Below are 20929 nucleotides of genomic sequence, written 5' to 3'. Positions count from 1 at the left end.
TTCGTTACTGATAGTTCAAGGCCTAGTTCATTAGGACATTTTCGGGAGGTGATCGAAAGACGGAAATTTATTCTTCGGGAATAAATTTCTGTTTCTCAAGCTGACGCCATTTTTACGTTACGAAACAAATTTCCCCAACCTTGCCTGACCTCGCGACCATCACCGGTAGATTGCATCTACCGGTGATGGTCGCGAGTATTTCAAGAATCCGGACAGCGAACCGGAGCGCTGCAATCAATCTTCTTCCTGGAATACTGCTTCGCGCTTGGCCTTGACGGTCGGCAGGAAGACGACGACCAGCACGGCAAGGGCGATCAAGAGCAGGATGGCGCTGATCGGCCGTGTCACGAAGGTCATCGCATCGCCGCGCGACAGGATCATGGCCCGGCGCAGGTTTTCCTCCAGGAGCGGCCCGAGAACGAAACCGAGCAGCAGCGGCGCCGGTTCGCAGCGCAACTTGACCAGAAGGTATCCGGCCAGGCCGAAGAAGGCGACCGCGTAGAGGTCGTAGACATTCGAGTTGACGCTGTAGACCCCGATTGCGCAGAAGGCCATGATGATCGGGAAGAGCACGTAATAGGGGATGGTGAGCAGCTTTACCCAGAGCCCGATCAAGGGCAGGTTGAGGATGACCAGCATCAGGTTGCCGATCCACATCGAGGCGATGATGCCCCAGAACAGCGCCGGCTGTTCGACCGCCACGTTCGGGCCGGGGACGATGCCCTGGATGATCATCGCGCCGACCATCAGCGCCATCACCGGATTGGCGGGGATACCAAGCGTCAGCAGCGGGATGAAGGATGTCTGGGCTCCGGCGTTGTTGGCCGATTCCGGACCGGCGACACCGGCGATTGCTCCGTGACCGAATTCTTCCGGGGTCTTGGAGAGGCGTTTTTCGACGGTGTAGGAGGCGAAAGCGGCAAGAATGGCGCCGCCGCCCGGCAGAATGCCAAGGGCCGAACCGATACCCGTGCCACGGATGACTGGCCACATCATCTGCTTGAAATCGTCACGTGTCGGCAAAAGGCCGCTAACCTTGGCCATCAGCACGGTACGGGTTTTCTCGCCTTCGAGATTGCGCAGGATCTCCGCAACGCCGAAGACGCCAACGGCGACGGCGACGAAGTTCAGCCCGTCGGCATATTCACGGATGCCGAGGGTGAAGCGCGGCGTGCCCGTATAGATGTCGGTGCCGACCAGTCCAAGCAGCAGGCCGAACACCACCATGGCCAGCGCCTTGACGATTGAGCCGTGGGCGAGCGCGATGGACGAGACGAGGCCGACGATCATCAGGGAGAAATATTCGGCTGCGCCGAACTTGAGTGCGATCGCGGTGAGCGGCAGGGCAAAGATTGCCACCAGGAAGGTCGAGACGGTTCCGGCGAAGAAAGAGCCGAGGGCGGCGATCGAGAGTGCCGCTCCGGCCCGCCCTTTGCGGGCCATCTGGTAGCCGTCGATGGCGGTGACGGCGGAGGAGGATTCTCCGGGCATGTTGATCAGGATCGCCGTAGTCGAGCCGCCATATTGCGCGCCATAGTAGATGCCGGCGAGCATGATCAGCGAGGAGACGGGTTCGAGCTGAAAGGTGATCGGCAGGAGCATGGCGATGGTCGCCGTGGCGCCGATGCCGGGCAAAACGCCGATAAGGGTGCCGAGCAGCACGCCGATCAGGCAGAACAGAAGGTTTTCCGGCGAGGCGGCGGTGGAAAAGCCGAGTGCGAGATTGCTGATAAGATCCATCGTGATGTCCTAGAATCTGACCCAGGGGCCGAAGCGCTGGAAAGGCAGGCCAAGCGCGTAGCTGAACACGGCGACCGAAAAGATCGTCAGTGCGATCGAGAGCACGATCGCGGTCAGCGGCTTCATCTTCTGTGATGCAAAGCAGGCGATCAGGGCGGTGAAGAACAGCGACGGAACGAAACCGAGGCCGCGCACGGTCAGCCCGAAGAAGATCGGCGCCGGCAGGATGAACAGCATGCCGCGCCAGGCAACCGGCCCGATCGGCTCGCCTTCGACGCGCGTCGACTGAATCAGAATGATAATGCCGAGCAACGACAGGACGAGCGCGAGCATCAGCGGAAAATAGCCGGGGCCCATCCTGAATGCCGTGCCGAGTTCAAGCCCGAGGCATTGATAGACGAAGAAGCCGCCAAGCCCGATGAAAAGCGCGCCGCAGAGCGCGTTGGTGGTATCGAAGGATAGGGATTTCATGATGCCTCCTTGATGCAGAGCGGTCTCCGGTGCCGTCATCCCTCGGAATTGCCCGAAGGGAGATTAGGCAGACGCCTTCCTCTTGACGAAAGAGGAAGGCGAAAGAGACCTTTGCGATGACGGGAACGACGGATCAGTCGGCGTACTGGCCGGCCGCTTCGATCACCGGCTTCCAGCGGGCAATTTCGGTTTCGAGCTTGGCCTTGAGGGCGGCAGGCGTCGCATCGGCTTCCGAGGAGGGGACAGTGCCGAGTTCGGCGAAGCGGGCGACGACGTTCGGATCCTTGAGCGCCACCTGAAGCGCCTTCGACAGGCGTTCAGTGGCTTCTGTCGGCGTGCCCTTCGGCGCATAAACGCCGTGCCAGATACCGACCTGGAAATCGGCCAGGCCACCTTCGGCAGCCGTCGGTACGTCCGGCAGGACCGGAAGACGGGCGGGTGAGGTCACGGCATAGGCCTTGATCGTGCCGCCGAGGATCTGTTTGGTGGTGTTGGTGGTCTGGTCGCACATGATGTCGACCTGGCCGCCGAGCAGGTCGGTCATGGCCGGGCCCGTACCCTTGTAGGGAACGGTGACGAGCGGTGTTTCGATGGCGCTCATGAACATCATGCCGCAAAGATGCGAGGCGGCACCGATGCCGGCATTGGCGACGGTCACCTTGTCCTTGTTGGCCTTGACGTAGTCGATCAGGCCCTTGAGGTCGGTTGGTTCGAAATCCTTGCGGGCGACGATGGTCATCGGCACGTCGGTGACGAGACCGACATATTCGAAGGCGTTCAGCGTGTCATAGGCGAGCTTGCGGTAGAGCGTGGCTGATGTCGCCATGCCGATATGGTGCAGCAGGATTGTGTAGCCGTCCGGATCTGACTGTGCCACGCGGCCCGCGCCCAGCGATCCGCCGGCGCCACCGACGTTCTCGACGACGATCTGCTGGCCAAGGTCCTTCGACATGGATTCGGCAACGAGCCGGGCGACCGTATCGGTCGGGCCGCCGGCCGAGAAGGGAACGACCATGGTGATCGTGCGGTCCGGATAGGTCTGAGCGTTCGCGGCAACGGAAACGAGCGAGATGGCGGCCAGCGCCGTCATGCCAAGCATGGCTTTCAGGATTTTCATCGAAGTCCTCCCGGATGAAATATGTTGCCAGCCGGCGCAGCTCCTCCCGCGCCGATTCTGGATGCTTTATTTGTGGTGTGCGGGAGCCGTCGGGCAACCGTTCTGCCGGAGCGCTCAGCGCTTTTCGCAGAGAGTGCGATGCAGCATGGGTAAGATTGGAAACATCCGCCCGCAATGATGGGTGGATTTCCACCCGTTTGCCGATCAAAGGGCGTAGTCGTCGTCCGTAACCGGCATTCTTTTATCAAGCCCGTATTTCTGCATTTTCTCGTAGAGGGTCTTGCGCGATATTCCGAGCAGCTCATAGACGGGCCGAAGCGCGCCGCCATGGGCGGCAAGCGCGCTGGCGATGATGCCGCGTTCATAGGCGGCAACCTTGTCTGCCAGCCGCGGCCGCTCCGCTGAAGCTTGTCCCTCATCCGGCTTGGTGTCGAGGCCGAGCACGAGCCGGTCGGCGGCGTTACGCAGTTCGCGGACATTGCCCGGCCAGGAGCGCTCGGCAATCTCGGTGATCAGCTCCGGCGGCACATCGATGTCGTTGCGGACGTAGCGGGCCGCCGCCTCCCGCACCAATTGGAGGAACAACAGCGGGATATCGGCCTTTCGCTGTGCCAGGGTGGGGACATGCAGGGTGGCGACATTCAGCCGGTACAGGAGATCTGCCCGGAAGCGTCCGGCCGCGACTTCCGCCTCCAGATCGACCTTGCTGGTGGCCACGAAGCGCACGTCGAGCGGCACGATCTCGTTGGAGCCGAGCCGGGTGATCACCCGTTCCTGCAGCACGCGCAGGAACTTGGCCTGCAGGTCATAGGGCAGGGAACCGATCTCGTCGAGCAGGATAGTGCCGCCGCGGCCATGCTCGAACTTGCCGTAGCGTGGACGAAGCGCGCCGGGAAAGGCGCCGGCCTCATGGCCGAACAGTTCGCTCTCGATCAGGTTTTCCGGCAGGGCGGCGCAGTTGATGGCGATCAGCGGCCGGTCGGCGCGTGCACTGATATCGTGCAGTGCGCGGGCAACGACCTCCTTGCCGACGCCGGTCTCGCCGATGATCAGCGTGTCCGCATCGGTGGCGCCGATGGCACGCAGGCGGTAGCGCAGGTCGACCATGGCCTGCGTCCGTCCCGGCAGTCTTGCCTCGATATCGTCGCGCTTGCCGGCAACGGCGCGCAAGCGCCGGTTTTCCAGCACGAGGCTGCGGCGGTCGAGCGCCCGGCGGGCGATTGCTGCCAGATGCTGGGCGGTAAACGGCTTTTCGAGAAAGTCGTAGACGCCTTCGCGCATCGCCTTGACGGCCAGTTGCACGTCGCCGTGGCCGGTGACGAGAATAACCGGGATTTCGGCATCCACCTCGCGGATCCGCTGCAAAAGGGTCATGCCATCCATGCCGGGCATGCGGATATCGCTGATCACGACGCCGGAAAAACTGTAGCCGATCAGTTCCAGAATGTTCTCGGCGCTCGAAAACGTGTCGACCGCGAGGCCGAACAGTTCCAGCGCCTGCGCGGTGGAGCGGCGCATTTCCTCTTCGTCATCGACCAGCAGGACACGGGCGTCGCTCATTCTGCGGCCTCCCGGGCCGTGGCGTTCGCCGCTTCAAGTTCAATGCGAAACATGGCGCCGCCCTCCGGATGGTTGGTGACGGAGAGACTGCCGCCGAAATCCTTGACGATATTGTAGGAGATGGAGAGACCGAGGCCCAGCCCCTTGCCGACCCCTTTGGTGGTGAAGAAGGGGTCGAAGATGCGGTCCGTGATCGCGGCGGGCACGCCGGGGCCATGGTCCCTGATCGTCAGGATGATTTTTTCGCCGTGATATTCCGTCGAGAGATGGATGCGCCGGTCGGCAAGGCCTTCGATGGCATCCGCTGCATTGGTGATGATGTTGACGAGAACCTGCTGCAACCGGACGGACCCGGCCTTGACCAATCCGGCCCCGACCAATCCAGCCTTGCCGCCGAGATCGATCTCGAGATCGGCATCGGCCGTTTTCAGGCGCGCCGAGACGATCTCCAGCGTATCGGCGATCACGGCGTCGAGCGCCACGGGCCCCAGCTTTTCATTGGGCTTGCGGGCGAAGTTGCGCAGGTGGCGGCTGATGGAGGCCATGCGGTCGATCAGGCCGGAGATGCGCCGGACGTTGTCGCGGGCCTCCGGCACGCGTTCCAGATCGATCAGCATCGCCGCGCTGTCGGCATAGGTCTTGGCGGCTGCCAGGGGCTGGTTGAGTTCGTGGGAAAGGGCGGCCGACATCTGCCCCAGCCCCGCAAGCTTGCCGGCCTGGATCAGGTCGGCCTGGGTCTTGCGCAATTCCTGCTCGGTCAAGCGCCGCTCGGCGATCTCTTCCTCGATGCGCCGGTTAACGAGCGCGAGATCGGCGGTGCGTTCCTCGACCCGGTGCTCCAGTTCGGCGCGGGCCTCGATCTGCATGCGCATGCGCTCCGCAAGCCGGGCGCGGCGCTGCAGGAAAATGGCCAGCGCCAGGCCGGCAAGGCAGAGAAAGAGAACGACGGCGACGATCATGGTGCGGGCCTGGCTGCGCACGGACGCGGTGTCCATCAGCACATTCACGGTCCAGTCGGCCTCCGGCATGTAGTGCGACAGGACCAGATATTCCCTGCTGTCGGCTGTGTTGATGGTCATCAGCTCATGGTCATCGAGCGTATTGCGGACAATCGGCAGCGGTTTCAGCACGGCTTCGGCGTAGCGCCGCGATGCGTGGGTCTTCTGCAGGCGCTCTCTGTTGAGGGGCAGGATGCCGGAATAGAGCCATTCCGGGCTGCCGGTCATGAAGATGATGCCTTCGGGGTCGGAGACGAAGATCTTGTACTCGCCGCCGCGCCATGACGTTTCGATGGAGTCGATATCGACCTTGAAAACGATGACGCCGCGGATGCGGTCTCCCACGGTGATCGGCGAGGCGAAATAATAGCCGCGCTTCAGGGAGGTGGTGCCGAGTGCATAGAAGCGCGACTGGTTGCCCCGGGCGGCTTCCTGGAAATAGGGCCGATAGCTGAAATTCTCCCCGACAAAGCTGGCCGGCTGGTCGTAGTTGCTGGCAGCGATCGTGTTTCCGTCCAGCGTCATGACGTAGATGTCGGAGGATTCCAGCAGGTTGTTGATGTCCTTGAGGTAGATATTTGCCGCGTCGCGCAGGGATTGGTCATCCGGATGGACGATCAGGTCCTCGATGCCGTCATGATCGGAGATCAGCGCCGGCAAGGGTTCGTAGCGGCTGAGATGGCCACTGAGCGCCGAGACAGCCAGCCGTAATGCCGAGCTTGCCTGAAGCGAGGCCTCGTCCATGTAGCTGCGCGTCGCCAGTGCTCCGCCCTGGAAAATCACGGCATAGAGAACGAGAGGGACAATACAGATCGCTGCAACAAGGCGGTATCTCACGGACTGCAAGGCTCCCCCCTCGTTTCCTCCTGGTGGCATTGCTGCCGTCGGGAGGGAGTTTAGAGGCCAATGCCACCGTTTCCAAGGGCCGTTCTATAGTCGATCTTGCGGCAACGGGATCGGTCCCGTTTTTCACGGGCCCGATCGCTGGGATTTTGCTGCAATTGCCGTGCGGTTCAACGGGCGATGATCGTGCCATCGGAAAAGGCCAGATCCTGCTGCAGACTGGCGGGCAGACCGGAAATCTCCCGCTGTGTCGCTCTGCGCGCATCGGCAATCTTGCGGGCGTGGTGCCTCGCGCTTATCTGATGGACGAGCGGTGCAAACATTTGGCGCAGGGCCAATGAAAAGCCGCCGGCATTCGGCCGAATGACGTCCTTGCGGGCTGTCGTCGTGTCATAGTGCAGGGACATGGGAAGCTCCTTTCGTCACGTCTCCGATGTTGGTAACTTGACTATCGCGCCGCTTTGATGTTCAATCAAACGAAATGAAGTAATGGTATAAATCAGAAAATCTGATCCGTGAGGCTCCCATGAATATGATGCTGCGGCATGTCCTTCCCCTTCTCGAACTGGACATCCTGAAGACGTTCGTCGCCATCGCTGAAACTGGAAACTTCACCACGGCGGCCGAGACCGTTTACCGGACGCCGTCGGCGGTCTCCATGCAGATCAAGAAGCTTGAGGAAACGCTTGGTTGCGTCCTGTTCCTGCGCGATGCGCGCTCGGTGTCGCTGACGCCGAAGGGCGAGGTGCTGCTTGGTTTCGCGCGGCGCATGCTGGCGCTCAACAACGAGGCGGTCTCGCGCTTCCTGCTGCCGGATATGAACGGTGTCGTGCGTGTCGGTGCGCCGGAGGATATCGGCGAGCGCATCCTTCCCGAGGTGCTGAAGCGGTTTTCCGAATCCTATCCGAACGTGACGGTGGACGTGACGATCGGCAACAGCATCGTCATGCGCAAGCGCGTGGACGAACATCGCATGGACATTGCCCTGTTCAACAGCATGGCCGGTGAAAACACCGGTGGCGGAGAAATCCTCGTGTCCGAAAAACTCGTTTGGGCGGGCACGAAATGCGGAACGGCCCACACGCGCGCACCGCTGCCGATCTCCATGTGGGAGGACGGCTGCGTCTGGCGGGCGAACGCGGTGGAACAGCTGACGCAATCCGGCCGCGACTTCCGCGTCGCCTTCCTCAGCGCCCACACGACGGGACAGCGCGCCGCCATCCAGGCGGATCTCGCGATTGCGCCGCTGCCGCGCTATCTGGTTCAGGGCGATCTGGTGGCGCTCGGCGAGGCGGAGGGCCTGCCGGAACTCGGCCACTACAATATCGGCCTGCAGGTGGTCGACAACGCCTCGGCCCCGGTTCTGGCCGTTGCCGAACACGTCCGGACGGCCTTCGTCGGATTTCAATAAGGTCGAAGACCGGCCCGGTGGCGCGTAGAGCGCTTGAAGATGAAGCGCTCTATTCGCGGCTGCGCCGCCGGCGCCTGCCGCCGCCATCTCCGCCGTCATCGGCCGGTGCCTTGCGCTCGGGCAGGGTCACCACTTCGGACAGCTTCGGAAAGGTGTCGACCTTGTTCGGTAGCGCCATCGCGTAGACGAAATGCTCCTGAAATTTCGATTCAAGTGCCGTCTCTATCTTCTCGATTTTGCTGACGGTTTGCTCGATCTCGCGGCGATGGCCGCGGTTGAGCAGTGCCATCAGGGCGCCGGTTCCGGCCGCGTTGCCGACGGCCTTGACCTCGGAGAGATCGCAATCGGGAATGAGGCCGAGGACCATCGCATATTTCGGATCGATGAAGGATCCGAAGGCGCCGGCAAAGCGGATCGTGTCGACATGCGTAATGTCGAGCTTTTCCATCAAAAGCTTGATGCCGGCGTAAAGCGCTGCCTTGGCAAGCTGGATGGCGCGCACGTCGTTCTGCGTCACCGTAATTCGCTGGTCGCCATCGTGCAGAAGGTAGGAGAAGGTGCGGCCGTTTTGCAGGATGCGCGGGCTCCTGGCCGCCATGCCGCCATCGACCACGCCATCTTCCGAAATGATGCCGCAGAGGTACATCTCCGCCACCACTTCGATGATCGCCGAACCGCAAATGCCGGTGACGCCGACAGCGGTGGCGGCCTCTGCAAATCCCTCTTCATCCGACCATTTTTCAACGCCGATGACGCGGAATTTCGGCTCCAGCGTTTCCGGATCGATTCGCACGCGCTCGATTGCGCCGGGTGCGGCCCGCTGGCCGGAGGAAATCTCGGCGCCTTCGAAAGCGGGACCGGTGGGCGAGGAGGCGGCGACGACGCGGTCCCTGTTGCCGAGCACGATTTCGGCATTGGTGCCGACATCGACCAGCAGCATCATCCGGTCCTGGCGGTACGGCCCTTCGGCCAATGTCGCCCCCGCCGCATCGGCGCCGACATGGCCGGCGATGCAGGGCAGCATATAGAGGCGCGCGCCGCGATTGACGTCGATGTCGATCTCGTGAGCCCAGTATTGCAGCGCGCCGGAAACGGCGAGCGCAAAGGGCGCCTGGCCGAGTTCGGTCGGGTCGATGCCGAGAAAGAGGTGGTGCATGATCGGATTGCCGACGAAGACCATGTCGAGAATGTCGTGGCGGTCGACTTCGCCCTCCGCGCAAACTTTGCCGATCAGCATGTTGACGGCTTCGCGCACGGCCTTGGTCATGGCTTCGCGGCCATCCGGGTTCATCATCACGTAGGAGACGCGGCTCATCAGGTCTTCGCCGAAGCGGATCTGCGGGTTGGACGTGCCGGAGGAGGCGACGATGCGGCCGGAGAGCAGCGAGACCAGATGCATGGCGATGGTCGTCGAGCCGATGTCGCAGGCAATGCCGTAGGCCTCGTTCTTCAGGCCCGGCCAGAGGCCGACGATGAAGGGGCGCGAACTATCCATATCGCGGTGGATGGCGGCGGTGACGCCCCAGTTGCCCTTGCGGAGAATCCCTTGAATCTGCGGGATCAGATGCGGTGCAATCAGGACATCCTTCCAGCCCCAGTCCTTTTCCAGCATGACCTTGAGGCGGTCGAGATCGCCAAGCGGCTTGTGCATGTCGGGCTCGTCGACCTCGACATAGCAGAGCTGGACGGCGGCATTGCGCTCGATCACCCGGTCGGTGGCGGCCTTGCGCACGACCTGCGCATTGATGACGGTGTCCTGCGGCACGTCGATGACGAGATCGCCGAGAATCTGCGACGAACAGGAGAGGCGGCGCCCGTCCGGCAGGCCGCGGATGCTTTCGTAGCGCTCTTCCTTCGGTCCCTTGACGGAAATATTGTCGAGCGACGAGACGATCTTGTGCTTGGCGAAACTGCCTTCCTGCACCGACACCTGGCAGCGGCCGCAGGTCGCACGGCCACCGCAGACGCTTTCGACGTAGACGCCGAGCGATCGCGCCGCGTCGAGCACGGGCGTGCCGACGGGAAAACGGCCGCGCTTGCCGGATGGCATGAAGAGGACGAGGGGATCGCTTTTGTTCTGCTCAGCCGACACGGTCAGTTCATTCCTATTTGCTCAGGCTTATTCACTTAGCCGCCGCGCGTTGGCGCGAACCCGCTTGCCGTAGGGTTTCAATGCTGCCACTGCCACCCGGTCGGATGCGCCGGCCAAGCCGGCGAAGGTGCCGGTGGCCATTGCCGTCGCGGCAATCGTGCCTTCCTTCACCATTGCCATATTGACGGCCATGACGCTTTCGACTGTCGCCGACAGTTTTTCGGTGATCATCTGGCCGATTTCCGCCGGGCCGCCGGTCGATCCGTTCATGCCCGATGCGGCAAGACCCTGCATGCGGGAGGACATGACCATCGGAGCCTGAAACCAGAGGCTGGTGAATTCGGCAAGCAGATCGGCACTGAAAAACATCACGTCTCTTTTCTGGCGGTCATTCCGCCCTTGCGCCTGCGCGCCCAGCACGGCCACCGCGGCGGCCACTTGAGGCGCCGGGTGCTGCTGCGGAAGGGGCCACATGGCCACCTGCCGGATTGTGATCGCGATAGGTCATGATCCAGGTGCCGCAATTCTGGTCGGTCCCGTTCAAGACATTGGCCGCGCGAACGGCCTCCATTTCCTGCGGACGGCAGGGATTCATGATCGCCGACGTCATGCCCGCACCGATAACCATGGGGATGAAGCCGGCATTGATGCCGTGGCGATGCGGCAGGCCGAACGAGATGTTCGACAGGCCGCAGGTGGTGTTGACCTTCAGTTCGTTGCGCAGGCGGTGCAGAAGCGCGAAAACCTGACGGCCGGCATCGCCCAGAGCGCCGATCGGCATGACGAGCGGATCGACAACGATATCGTGCGGCTTGATACCATAATCCATGGCCCGTTCGACAATTTTCTTCGCAACTGCGAAACGAACGTCCGGATCCATCGAAATACCGGTCTCGTCATTGGAGATGGCGACGACCGGAACGTCGTATTTCTTGCAGAGCGGCAGGATGGCTTCGAGCTTTTCCTCCTCGCCGGTGACGGAATTGACCAGCGGCCGGCCCTTGGCGACCTTCAGCGCCGCTTCGATGGCGGCGGTGACCGAACTGTCGATGGATAGCGGTACGTCAACGAGCCCCTGGACGATTTCGAGCGTGCGGACGAGCAGGCCCGGTTCCGTCTCGTTCGGGTTGACGGAGGTCACGCCGGCGTTGACGTCGAGCATGGTGGCGCCCGCTGCCACCTGTTCCAGCGCGTCCTTGATGACGGTGTCGAAATTGCCTTCGATCATCTCGGCGGCCAGTTTCTTGCGGCCGGTCGGGTTGATGCGCTCACCGATGACACAGAAGGGCTGGTCGAAGCCGATGATGATTTCGCGGGTGGCGGAGGCAACGATGGTGCGCGTCATGTCTGATCCTCTGTGGCGGTGGGGCGTCTGATCTCTGTCAAGCGCCGGAAGGGATTGTCAAAGGCGCGGCCTCCCAGCCATGCCTCACATATTCTCTATGTTTCAATGCGGACGATGGGCCGCGACATCGGCCATTTCTTCCTGATTTTCCTGTTTTCCATCGCGGATCGCATCGAGCCTTTCGGCGACGCGGCTGTCGCCCGGATTGGATTCGCGCGTCCACGGCGTGCGGCCCTTCAAAACGCCGGATTCATGGACGATCTCGGCGACATATTCCTCCTGCCGGTAGGCCATCACATGCACGCCGGAAACGCCCTTGATCTCCTTCACCTCGTTGATGATATCGATGCAGAGCTGCTTGCCTTCCTTCTTCTGATCCTGCGCACCTTCCAGCCGCTTGATGATCGCATCCGGGATATGGATGCCGGGCACATTGTTGCGGATCCAGTTGGCGGTCTTTGCCGAGGCGAGCGGTCCGACGCCGACGAGAATGAAGCATTTCTCGTCGAAGCCGAGGTCGCGCACCTTGTTCATGTAGTCGCGGAACATCGGCACGTCGAAGCAATACTGGCTCTGGACGAACTGCGCGCCGGCCTCGATCTTCTTGCCGAGACGGTAGGGACGGAAATCGTAGGGCGGCGCAAACGGATTGATCGCCGCACCGAGAAAGACCTGCGGCGGCGTCGTCAGCTTGCGGCCGGAGAGGAACTTGCCGTTGTCGCGCATGATCCGCACGGTTTCGAGCAGCGACATGCAGTCGAGATCGAAGACCGGCTTGGCGCCCGGCTGGTCGCCGGCCTGCACGCCGTCGCCGGTCAGGCACATGATGTTGGTGACGCCCATGGCGGCGGCCCCCAGCACATCGCCCTGGATGGCGATGCGGTTCTTGTCGCGGCAGGCGATCTGCATGATCGGCGCGTAGCCCATGCGGGTCAGAAGCGCGCAGATGCCGACCGACGACATGTGGCAGTTGGCGCCGGACGCATCGACAGCGTTGATGCCATCCACCCAGCCCTCGAAGATCGCGGCGCGCTCATAGACGTCTTCCGGATTGGCGCTGTCGGGCGGGTTGAGTTCGGCGGTCACGGCGAATTCGCCGCGCCGCAGCACGCGCTCCAGACGGCCGCGCGAGGAATGGCCGGGCAGGGGATCAAGCGGAAGGTGACGGCCGAGCGGGTTTTCATCGATATGGGCCATGCGTCAGGCGTCCTTTGCGGCGGCAGCCGCTGTTTCGCGGGCTTCGGCGGCCTGCGCGGTGACGCGCAGCCAGGAAGAGGTTTCCCGCAGCGACTGGTTGACGGGTTTCTGCACATTCATGATCGCATCCCCGTTCACCATATTGCGCGAGCCTTCCCAGGCCTTGACCCAGACGCAGGGCATATCCGGCTCGACTTCACAATTGCCGTTGGCGCGCACGCCGCCGCAGGGGCCGTTGCGCAACTGCTTGGGGCAGTTCATCGGGCAGGACATGCCCGTCGACGACAGCGCGCACTGGCCGCACATGCGACAGTCGAACAGAAGGCCCTTGACGTTGCGCTCGATGAAGGTGATTGGCGTTTCCACGCGGCTGTAGCCGATCGCCTTCCACAGCGGATGGAGAAGCAGGAAGACATCGGCGAAGCGGTGATAGAACCATTCGAGAAAGCGCGAGTGGCGCACGGCCCAGAGGCGAATGGTGTAGCTGCGGCGGGCGCGGCGGTTGGGCGAGACGCCTGACGGTGTATAGGCTCCGGTCGCAGCCTTCTTCGCAGGGGCGGCATTGCCGGGTTTCGCGTCAGCCATTGTCTTTGCCGCCGGATTTGACGAGGGCGACCAGGCGCTCCTTGTCATAGGCCGCTTCGAGTTCGGCCGCGGCCTTGTCGGCCTCAAGCTCCAGATCGTCGGAAACCGGTGTCGGATCGGCCTTGCGCCATTCGGCCAGATAATCGCCGCTATCGGCGGCCCCGGTGCGCATGGCGCACATGTCGATCGCTTCGGTAAAGCGCAGGGTCAGCTCGCGCTTGGCGGTTTTGCGGCCCTGCTTGATGATGACCTGCGCAGGAATATCGCGCCAGTAAACGATAATGCGATCTGCCATATGCCCAAAATCTCCTCTTGTCCGACAATGCGCATCTTGCTGCGTCATGGCTCACCTTGCCACGACGCGCGTCATGCTCAAAAGCGACTTGTCTTCCGTGTTGACGACATAACTACCAGATGCCGCGAGAGAAGCCATTCCAGAGCCACATCCAGATCGGCGGATGATACCACTGGCGTGACGTGCCGTTTGCGGGCACGGGCTTGAGGCTGCCTGACAGCGCGTCGTCGATGGCGCGGATGGCGATATCCGTGGAGGCTGCCGTCTGGAGCAGCGGATAGGTGTGCATCGTGTCGCTTTTCGACGGTGTCATGCGCGATTGATAGAGAATATCGCCGGTATCGACACCGGTATCGACCAGATGCACGGTCGCGCCGAAATTGCCCTCGTCGTTTTCAACCCGCGCCCAGTATCCGCCCATCAGGCCACGATATTGCGGATTGATGCCGGCATGGAAATTGATGACCGGGCAGGGCATGGCCTGAAGCGTCGAAGCGGAGAGCATGCGACAGCTGACCAGAAAGACGACGGCGGGATTGATCGCTCGGATATGCTCGATCGCCGATGGCGTGTTGACCGAGTCTAAGGCGATGACCGGGACCGTGGGGTTCTCGCGATCGTCGGCGTCATAGAGGCGCAGGATTTCTGCTGCCCGTTTCTCGGTGAAGCGTTTGCCGAATTTCGAGGCGATCATGGTGGCCAGTTGGCCGAGCGCGGTGACGAGGCCCAGTTTGCGGATACGGCGCTTGAGGAAATGTTTCTTGGATTCCGGTTGTTCCAGCAGGACCGTGACATTGCTTGAGCGGGCATGGATCGCATTGATCAGGATCTGCGGATTGCGTCCGCCGGCGGTGACGATCACGATCGGTTTGTCGGCTGCGGAGGTCATGCGGGCGATCACGGTCCAGCTTAAAAGAGGAAGGCGAGGACTGCGCCTGCCGCGAAAATGACGGTGCCTGCGACGGCGAGCGAGAGAATGCCGATCAGGGCACCCGCTGCAAGACCGAGACCATCCCGTTCGGTGTGGGCAAAGCCGATGACGGCAAGCGCGAAGGCCGGAAGCCAGTTGCCGAAGGGAATGGGCAGGAAGATGACGACCGCCAGGATGAGGGCCAGAAGGCCGACCAGCCGTTCGGCAAAACGGCTGCCGAGAAACCAGGCGCGCGGCTTGATCAGCGTTTCGGCCCGCTGAAGCCAGGGCGAGATGCGGTTGACGAAGACGAAGAAGGTGGTGTTGTCAAAGGCGTAGTCGCCCATGCGTTTCGGCAGCCAGATGCCGGTGCGGCGCGACGCAAACATCTGCCAGGCAATGAAGATCAGCGGCAGGCCCAGGATGAAGGTGGCGCCCGGCGGCAGCGGAATGAGATTGGGAAGGGCAAAGACGACGAGGAAGGCGCCGAACGAGCGGTCTTCCATGGCGGCGGCGAGGTCGCGCAATGTGATTTTCGGTCCGGCATTGAGCGAGAGATTGCGCAGAAGCTGTGAAAGCTGCTGGGGATGGTGGCTGCGCGTTGCAGTCCTCGGTGATACGCCTGTCGCGAAAGTGTCCGTCATCCCCGTCACCTTTTGTTGTGGTTGTTCGGGCGATTTTGGCGGGCAGCCGTTACGATGCACTTAAATCAAATGCGACCGTCGCTGCAAAAATGGGCGCAAGGCTAACAGATGGTTTCCGCAGCGATCAGGCGTGCAGCAAGGCCGGCGTCAGATCGCCATAACCGGTGAAGCGGTATTCGTAGGCAAGGCCTAGCGTCTCAGCCGCAGCTTTCGCCTTTTGCTGCAGCGTCTCGTCCTCGACCTGCGAGAGGTAGACGAGCTTCCTGTAATGCCCGAAATACATGTCGCGCAGTTCCGGATGGCGGTCGAGGCCGAGCGGTTCGACGACGAAGGCCTCGAACTGGCGGGCGAGGAAATCGGTGAGAAAAAACGACGTGAAGTCCTCGTCCCAGCCGGCGTCGAAGGCGGCATTGCCGGCAAAGAAGGAAAAACAGTGCGGTCCGGCAATCCGCTCGACCTTTTCTTCTTCGCAGAGCCTGTCGAGCAGGCCGCCGGTGCCGCAATCGGCATAGGCGACGAAGATGCGGCCGAAACCTTCGGCGCGTGCCTTGTCGATGGCGTTTTTGATGCCGGGCGTGATCTTGTCGGGGGTGTTGTGCCAGATCGCGGGCAAGCAGGCGAGGTCGATATGACTGAGCCTGTTGGCCGCGCAGACGGCGAGGATTTCACGGGCGATCGCACCGCAACCGATGACGTGAACTTTTTCCGCGTTCGTGCGTTCCATAGCCGAAGATCTTTCTTCCACGTCAATGTTACCCGTCACCAGTGTAAGGAAACCCCACCATGACAGCAAAGACAATCGCCACCATTGGCCTCGTCCTGTTCTCGATCACCACGCTCGCGTCATGCGGCAACACCATTCGCGGGATAGGTCAGGACGCCGCCAACACGGTGGATGCGACCAAGGATGCCGGCCGCAAGGTTGACCGCGCTGCCAGATAACGGCTGAACCCGGATATAAGAAAACCGGCCGCGCTTTTCATCAGCGTGGCCGGTTTTTCATGGTCAAAAGAGATTGATCAGGCGCCGGCCAGTTGATTGTGCTTGCGCTTCATGAATTCCTTGGCGGTTTCCACGGCAACGGCGGCATCGCGGCAATAGGCATCCGCGCCCACGGCCTTGCCGAATTCCTCGTTCAGCGGCGCGCCGCCGACCAGGATGACATAGTCGTCGCGCATGCCCTTTTCCTTCATCGTGTCGATCACGACCTTCATATAGGGCATGGTTGTGGTCAGAAGCGCGGACATGCCGAGGATATCGGGCTTTTCGCGCTCGATGGCGTCCAGATAGTTTTCGACCGGATTGTTGATGCCGAGATCGATGACGTCGAAGCCGGCACCTTCCATCATCATGCCGACGAGGTTCTTGCCGATGTCATGGATATCGCCCTTGACGGTGCCGATGACCATCTTGCCCTGCTTGGGGGCGCCGGTGGCGGCGAGCAGGGGCCGCAGGATGAACATGCCGGCCTTCATGGCATTGGCCGACAAAAGCACTTCGGGCACGAACAGGATACCGTCGCGGAAATCGACGCCGACGATGCGCATGCCTTCGACAAGTGCCTGGGTCAGGATGTCGTAGGGCGCCCAGCCGCGTTTGAGGAGGATGTTGGTCGCGTCCTCGATTTCTTCCTTCAGGCCGTCATAGAGGTCGTCATGCATCTGCTGCACGAGTTCGTCGTCGGAAAGATCCTCGAGAATGATTTCGTCGTCTGCCATGATAGGTTTCCTCGGTTCCTGGCGCTGTCAGGCTCAACCTCCCCGACGCAACGCACTATACTTAGTTGGATTATTCGTCAAAACTGCTTTCGAAAGCGACGCGGCATGCGGCAGAAAGCGACGAAGCGCAAATTGTGAAATTCATATCAGCCTCCATATTCATTCATTCGCTGACATTTCGTTTCGGCGTTCGTCAATTTATACGGGTCTAATCTGCGTCAGTGCTTTCTCAAAAAGCTTCACATTCCTCACGTCCATTCCTCTGTCGATTCTTCCTAGCCATTTATCATAGGCAAGTCTCACCAATGTCATTCCTTCATCGGTGAGGTCGTCTGAATTTATTTCGAAATCATCGTTGATAGAGTCCAACGACGAGGCGATTTCGCGCGCAACCAAACCGTTTCGTTGCAGGAAATCCGCGAAAACAAAGAATCGCAGCGTGATTTTCTCACGAGACTCTGAGTTGCCTATTGTTGACGTGTGCCACTCAACTCGGTCAATCGTAAAAGTTGCATTTAACACGGTTTCTCACTCTTGGCTCGTTGGGTACATTTAGCGTGGAAGACGACTCTGTATACGCCTCGCTTTCTCCGCTATACGGCAAACGAAGATAACGTAATGCCGAACGCCTGCAATATGGCTTGGCGGCTACAGAAGGGCTGACCGTGTTCGAGTTGCGCCACCCGTTGGCGCATTGAGAACCGTTCGGATGCTGAGGCTTGGTAGCATAGGCGCGACAGGTGCGCAGACGAGGCGCGGGAGAGGATACAGAAATGACTGAGCTGACGGAACAGACGGAAGAGACTGGTGGACGCCGTTCGCGCGGCGAGGGCCGTGGAGCTGCCGCAAGACGGGCCTCGCGCACCGGCGGTGGTGCCGCCCCCTCGCTTCCCTATATCACCCGCAAGATCCGCGAATACGAGGTCCTTGACGAGGAAGGTTTGAGCCTGATCGAGGCCAATGCCGACCTTATCCTGGAAGAGATCGGCATCGAATTCCGCGAGGATGCCGAAGCACTGGCATTGTGGAGGCAAGCCGGCGCCGATGTCCGGGGCGAGCGGGTGCATTTTCCCAAGGGACTGTGCCGCGAAATCCTGAAGACCGCGCCGTCGAATTTCACCTGGCATGCCCGCAATCCCGAGCGCAACGTGCATATCGGCGGCAAGGCGACCGTCTTTGCGCCGGTCTACGGCCCTCCCTTCGTGCGCGACCTCGAAGGCGTGCGCCGTTACGCGACGATCGAGGATTTCCGCAATTTCGTGAAGCTCGCCTATATGGCGCCGTCGATGCACTCGTCCGGCGGCACCGTCTGCGAGCCGGTCGATATTCCGGTCAACAAGCGCCATCTCGACATGGTCTACAGCCATATCAAATATTCCGACAAACCGTTCATGGGGTCCGTCACGGCGCCGGAACGCGCCGAAGACACGATCGCCATGGCCAAGCTCGTCTTCGGCGACGATTTCGTCGAAAACAATTGCGTGACGCTCAACCTCATCAATGCCAACTCGCCGATGGTCTTCGACGAAACCATGGTGGGCGCGCTGAAAGTCTATGCCCGGCACAATCAGGCCTGCGTCGTCTCGCCGTTCATTCTCTCCGGTGCCATGAGCCCGGTGACGGTGGCAGGGACCCTGACCCAGATTCTGGCCGAAGTGCTGGCCGGTGCCGCATTCACGCAGCTGATCCGGCCCGGCGCACCGGTGCTGTTCGGCACCTTCGCCGCCTCGATCTCGATGCAATCGGGCGCCCCGACCTTCGGCACGCCGGAGCCGTCGCTGGTCTCCTATGGCGCAGCCCAGCTCGCCCGCCGTCTCGGCCTGCCGTTCCGTACCGGTGGCTCGCTCTGCGGCTCCAAGGTTCCGGATGCGCAGGCGGCGCACGAATCGGCCAACACGCTGAACATGACGCTGCTCGCCGGCACCAACTTCGTGCTGCATGCGGCTGGCTGGCTCGAAGGCGGTCTGGTCTCTTCCTACGAGAAGTTCATGATCGATCAGGACCAGCTCGGCATGATGCAGAAGATGGCCGAGGGCGTTGATCTTTCCGAAAACGCCCAGGCGCTGGATGCCATCCGCGAAGTCGGCCCCGGCAGCCACTATCTCGGCTGCGCCCATACGCAGGCCAATTTCCAGACGGCGTTCTACCGTTCGGCGCTGGCCGACAACAATTCCTTCGAGCAGTGGGAAATCGAGGGTGAGAAACGTGTCGAGCAGCGCGCCAATGCGCTTGCCCGCAGCTGGCTGGAACATTATGAGCGGCCGCCGCTGGACCCGGCCATCGATGCGGCTCTTCTCGATTACATCGCCAAGAAGAAGGATTCGATGCCCGACGCCTTCACTTGAAGAGAGCCCGAACAAGCCAGGGAGCAAGGCGGAGCGGCGCAAGTGGCGGATTTCATTCAAAAGGAAGTCTGGCGCCCACATTACGACAGGCAGGGACCGAAACCGAAATGACCGGTCCCGTGGCATCCCATGACGATGTCTTGAGCAAACTCCGTGCAGCGCTTGCGCCGCACGGAGTTTTTTTGCGCGGTGTCGTGACCTTTACGGCGGGCGAAGGGGCACCGGTTTTGAAGGACGGGCAGGTGGCCAGAAGCGTTGTTCTGCTCGGCAATGCCGGCGGCTCGATCTGGCTGGCCTTTGAACGGTGGCGAAAAGACACGTTGGAAGGCGGTGGCGAAAATCCGCTCGATACCTGGTCGAAGACGGTGATCGGGCCCGTGGCGCAGCGCCTTGGCGCGACCGCCTATTTTCCGTCCGATCCGCCCTGGCAGCCGTTTCAGCAATGGGCGATGCGCGCCGAAGGTCTGAAAGCCTCGCCGCTCGGCATTCTCATCCATCCCGAATATGGCCTCTGGCATGGATATCGCGGTGCGCTCGGGTTTGACCACGCGCTCGCTCCAACGATGCCGGACAGTCGCGCGCATCCCTGCGATGAGTGTTCCGCCAAGCCCTGTCTTTCAAGCTGTCCGGCGGATGCCGTGCTGTCCTCCGGGTTTCAGGTTTCGCCGTGCCGCGCCCACCTGAAGACCAGGGAGGGGCAGGCTGGCTGCATGGCCGGCGGATGCCGTGCGCGAAATGCCTGTCCCGTCGGTGTGGAACATCGCTATTCCACCAGGCAGCTGCGTTTTCATATGGCTGCCCTCGGTTTATAGACCATCCGCCTCCATTTTGCTTTTGTCGCACGACAGGATCAGGTGGCGCATAAAAGGGTTGGAAATGTTCCGCATTTTGAGCATCGGGTTGGCCATGATCGCATCCGTTCTTGTCACTGAAGACGCCGCAGCTGCCTGCCGCAAGGTGATGCATCTGGCGCAGGCGTATGCCGTCTGCAGCTTCGATCCTGCCATAAGCGATATCCGCATCTTTCATCGCGGCCGCGACGGCCTGCCCTATGGCGGCTTCGAAAGCCTTTTGCGCGACCTGCGGCAGGAGGGCGATACTCTCGAATTTGCGATGAATGGCGGCATGTACGAATCCGACCTGACCTCGGTCGGCCTGCTGGTGATGGACGGCGTGGAGCGCAAGGCGATCGACCGTGGTTATAGCTGGGGCAATTTCTATCTGAAGCCGAATGGCGTCTTCTTCCTGAAAGACGGTAAGGCCGGCGTGCTGGAAACCGAAGCCTATGTCGATGCGGCGATCAACCCGGATTTCGCCACGCAATCCGGCCCGATGCTGGTGATCGACGGTGCGTTGCATCCAGCCTTCCTGCCGCAGAGCGATAGCCTGCAGATCCGTAACGGCGTCGGTGTCGCCAGGGATGGAAAAGCGATCTTTGCCATTTCACTGGAGCGGGTCCGCTTCCATGATTTCGCAACCCTGTTTCGCGATGAGCTTGATTGCCCCAACGCGCTTTTTCTCGACGGATCGATCTCCAGTCTGTTTTCACCGGCCATGGACCGCTACGACAACGTGCATCCGATGGGGCCGATTATCGCAGTGACGCGAAAAATTCCGGGATCGCCGGATTAATTTCAATCTTGGCCCAAGGATCCGGC

At 61.4% G+C, this 20929-nt stretch carries 21 protein-coding genes; 5 read left to right on the top strand and 16 right to left on the bottom strand.

Annotated elements, in window-relative coordinates:
- Positions 1-234 precede the first annotated feature (234 nt).
- From ADU59_RS19535 to ADU59_RS19510, 6 genes are all read right to left on the bottom strand, one after another.
- Complete coding sequence (locus ADU59_RS19535; protein ID WP_068955820.1) at positions 235-1740, bottom strand: tripartite tricarboxylate transporter permease; 1506 nt, start codon at positions 1738-1740, stop codon at positions 235-237.
- Positions 1741-1749: 9 nt separating this feature from the next.
- Positions 1750-2211, bottom strand: a complete 462-nt coding sequence (locus ADU59_RS19530) for a tripartite tricarboxylate transporter TctB family protein (protein WP_068955923.1) — start codon at positions 2209-2211, stop codon at positions 1750-1752.
- Positions 2212-2344: 133 nt separating this feature from the next.
- Complete coding sequence (locus ADU59_RS19525; protein ID WP_068955819.1) at positions 2345-3328, bottom strand: tripartite tricarboxylate transporter substrate-binding protein; 984 nt, start codon at positions 3326-3328, stop codon at positions 2345-2347.
- Between the two features lie 204 nt (positions 3329-3532).
- Entirely contained in the window at positions 3533-4888 is a 1356-nt protein-coding gene (locus ADU59_RS19520) for a sigma-54-dependent transcriptional regulator (RefSeq protein WP_068955818.1), read from the bottom strand.
- A complete protein-coding gene (locus tag ADU59_RS19515; protein WP_099050883.1) occupies positions 4885-6762 on the bottom strand; it encodes a sensor histidine kinase in 1878 nt (625 codons plus the stop codon). Before ADU59_RS19515 ends, ADU59_RS19520 begins: the two co-directional genes overlap by 4 nt.
- 137 nt (positions 6763-6899) lie before the next feature.
- Positions 6900-7136, bottom strand: a complete 237-nt coding sequence (locus tag ADU59_RS19510) for a hypothetical protein (protein ID WP_068955817.1) — start codon at positions 7134-7136, stop codon at positions 6900-6902.
- 119 nt (positions 7137-7255) lie between these two features.
- Here ADU59_RS19510 and ADU59_RS19505 point away from each other — a divergent pair, with 119 nt between their 5' ends.
- Positions 7256-8140: a LysR family transcriptional regulator gene (locus ADU59_RS19505; protein ID WP_068955816.1), complete on the top strand. Its 885-nt coding sequence runs from the start codon at positions 7256-7258 to the stop codon at positions 8138-8140.
- 49 nt (positions 8141-8189) lie between these two features.
- Here ADU59_RS19505 and ADU59_RS19500 read toward each other — a convergent pair whose 3' ends face one another.
- The 9 genes from ADU59_RS19500 to ADU59_RS19460 all read right to left on the bottom strand — a co-directional run bounded on the left by ADU59_RS19500 (position 8190) and on the right by ADU59_RS19460 (position 15953).
- Entirely contained in the window at positions 8190-10190 is a 2001-nt protein-coding gene (locus ADU59_RS19500) for an ASKHA domain-containing protein (RefSeq protein WP_068955921.1), read from the bottom strand.
- A 69-nt stretch (positions 10191-10259) separates the two neighbouring features.
- On the bottom strand, positions 10260-10601 hold the full coding sequence (locus ADU59_RS19495) for a hypothetical protein (RefSeq protein WP_068955815.1): 342 nt from the start codon (positions 10599-10601) through the stop codon (positions 10260-10262).
- Between the two features lie 19 nt (positions 10602-10620).
- Positions 10621-11577: a methyltetrahydrofolate cobalamin methyltransferase gene (locus ADU59_RS19490; protein ID WP_068955814.1), complete on the bottom strand. Its 957-nt coding sequence runs from the start codon at positions 11575-11577 to the stop codon at positions 10621-10623.
- Between the two features lie 102 nt (positions 11578-11679).
- Positions 11680-12774, bottom strand: a complete 1095-nt coding sequence (locus tag ADU59_RS19485; RefSeq protein ID WP_068955813.1) for a methylenetetrahydrofolate reductase — start codon at positions 12772-12774, stop codon at positions 11680-11682.
- Positions 12775-12777: 3 nt separating this feature from the next.
- Positions 12778-13359, bottom strand: a complete 582-nt coding sequence (locus tag ADU59_RS19480; RefSeq protein WP_068955812.1) for a methylenetetrahydrofolate reductase C-terminal domain-containing protein — start codon at positions 13357-13359, stop codon at positions 12778-12780.
- Complete coding sequence (locus tag ADU59_RS19475; RefSeq protein ID WP_068955811.1) at positions 13352-13654, bottom strand: virulence factor; 303 nt, start codon at positions 13652-13654, stop codon at positions 13352-13354. Before ADU59_RS19475 ends, ADU59_RS19480 begins: the two co-directional genes overlap by 8 nt.
- Positions 13655-13766: 112 nt before the next feature.
- Positions 13767-14543 (bottom strand): formyl transferase, encoded by a 777-nt coding sequence (locus tag ADU59_RS19470; protein WP_068955810.1) that lies wholly within the window; start codon positions 14541-14543, stop codon positions 13767-13769.
- Between the two features lie 20 nt (positions 14544-14563).
- A complete protein-coding gene (locus ADU59_RS19465; RefSeq protein ID WP_068955809.1) occupies positions 14564-15208 on the bottom strand; it encodes an exopolysaccharide biosynthesis protein in 645 nt (214 codons plus the stop codon).
- A gap of 124 nt (positions 15209-15332) precedes the next feature.
- Entirely contained in the window at positions 15333-15953 is a 621-nt protein-coding gene (locus ADU59_RS19460; protein WP_068955808.1) for a DUF1638 domain-containing protein, read from the bottom strand.
- Positions 15954-15991: 38 nt separating this feature from the next.
- On the opposite strand from ADU59_RS19460, the gene ADU59_RS19455 reads away from it, so the two are divergent.
- Positions 15992-16150 carry an entericidin domain-containing protein gene (locus ADU59_RS19455; RefSeq protein ID WP_068955807.1) on the top strand — a complete coding sequence of 53 codons (159 nt, stop codon included), beginning with the start codon at positions 15992-15994 and terminating at the stop codon, positions 16148-16150.
- Positions 16151-16227: 77 nt separating this feature from the next.
- Here the strand turns inward: ADU59_RS19455 and ADU59_RS19450 are convergent, their stop codons facing one another.
- Positions 16228-16926, bottom strand: coding sequence for a corrinoid protein (locus ADU59_RS19450; protein ID WP_068955806.1), 699 nt, complete (start codon positions 16924-16926; stop codon positions 16228-16230).
- Between the two features lie 773 nt (positions 16927-17699).
- Between ADU59_RS19450 and ADU59_RS19440 the strand changes: the two genes are divergently transcribed.
- From ADU59_RS19440 to ADU59_RS19430, 3 genes are all read left to right on the top strand, one after another.
- A complete protein-coding gene (locus ADU59_RS19440; RefSeq protein ID WP_068955804.1) occupies positions 17700-19271 on the top strand; it encodes a trimethylamine methyltransferase family protein in 1572 nt (523 codons plus the stop codon).
- A gap of 107 nt (positions 19272-19378) precedes the next feature.
- Positions 19379-20083, top strand: a complete 705-nt coding sequence (locus ADU59_RS19435; protein ID WP_068955803.1) for a 4Fe-4S dicluster domain-containing protein — start codon at positions 19379-19381, stop codon at positions 20081-20083.
- 58 nt (positions 20084-20141) lie between these two features.
- Positions 20142-20903 (top strand): phosphodiester glycosidase family protein, encoded by a 762-nt coding sequence (locus ADU59_RS19430; RefSeq protein WP_425332035.1) that lies wholly within the window; start codon positions 20142-20144, stop codon positions 20901-20903.
- Positions 20904-20929: the final 26 nt, after the last annotated feature.

Origin of the sequence: Pararhizobium polonicum (assembly GCF_001687365.1) — a bacterium.
Lineage (GTDB): Bacteria > Pseudomonadota > Alphaproteobacteria > Rhizobiales > Rhizobiaceae > Pararhizobium > Pararhizobium polonicum.
This window is presented reverse-complemented; position numbering and strand designations above follow the sequence as displayed.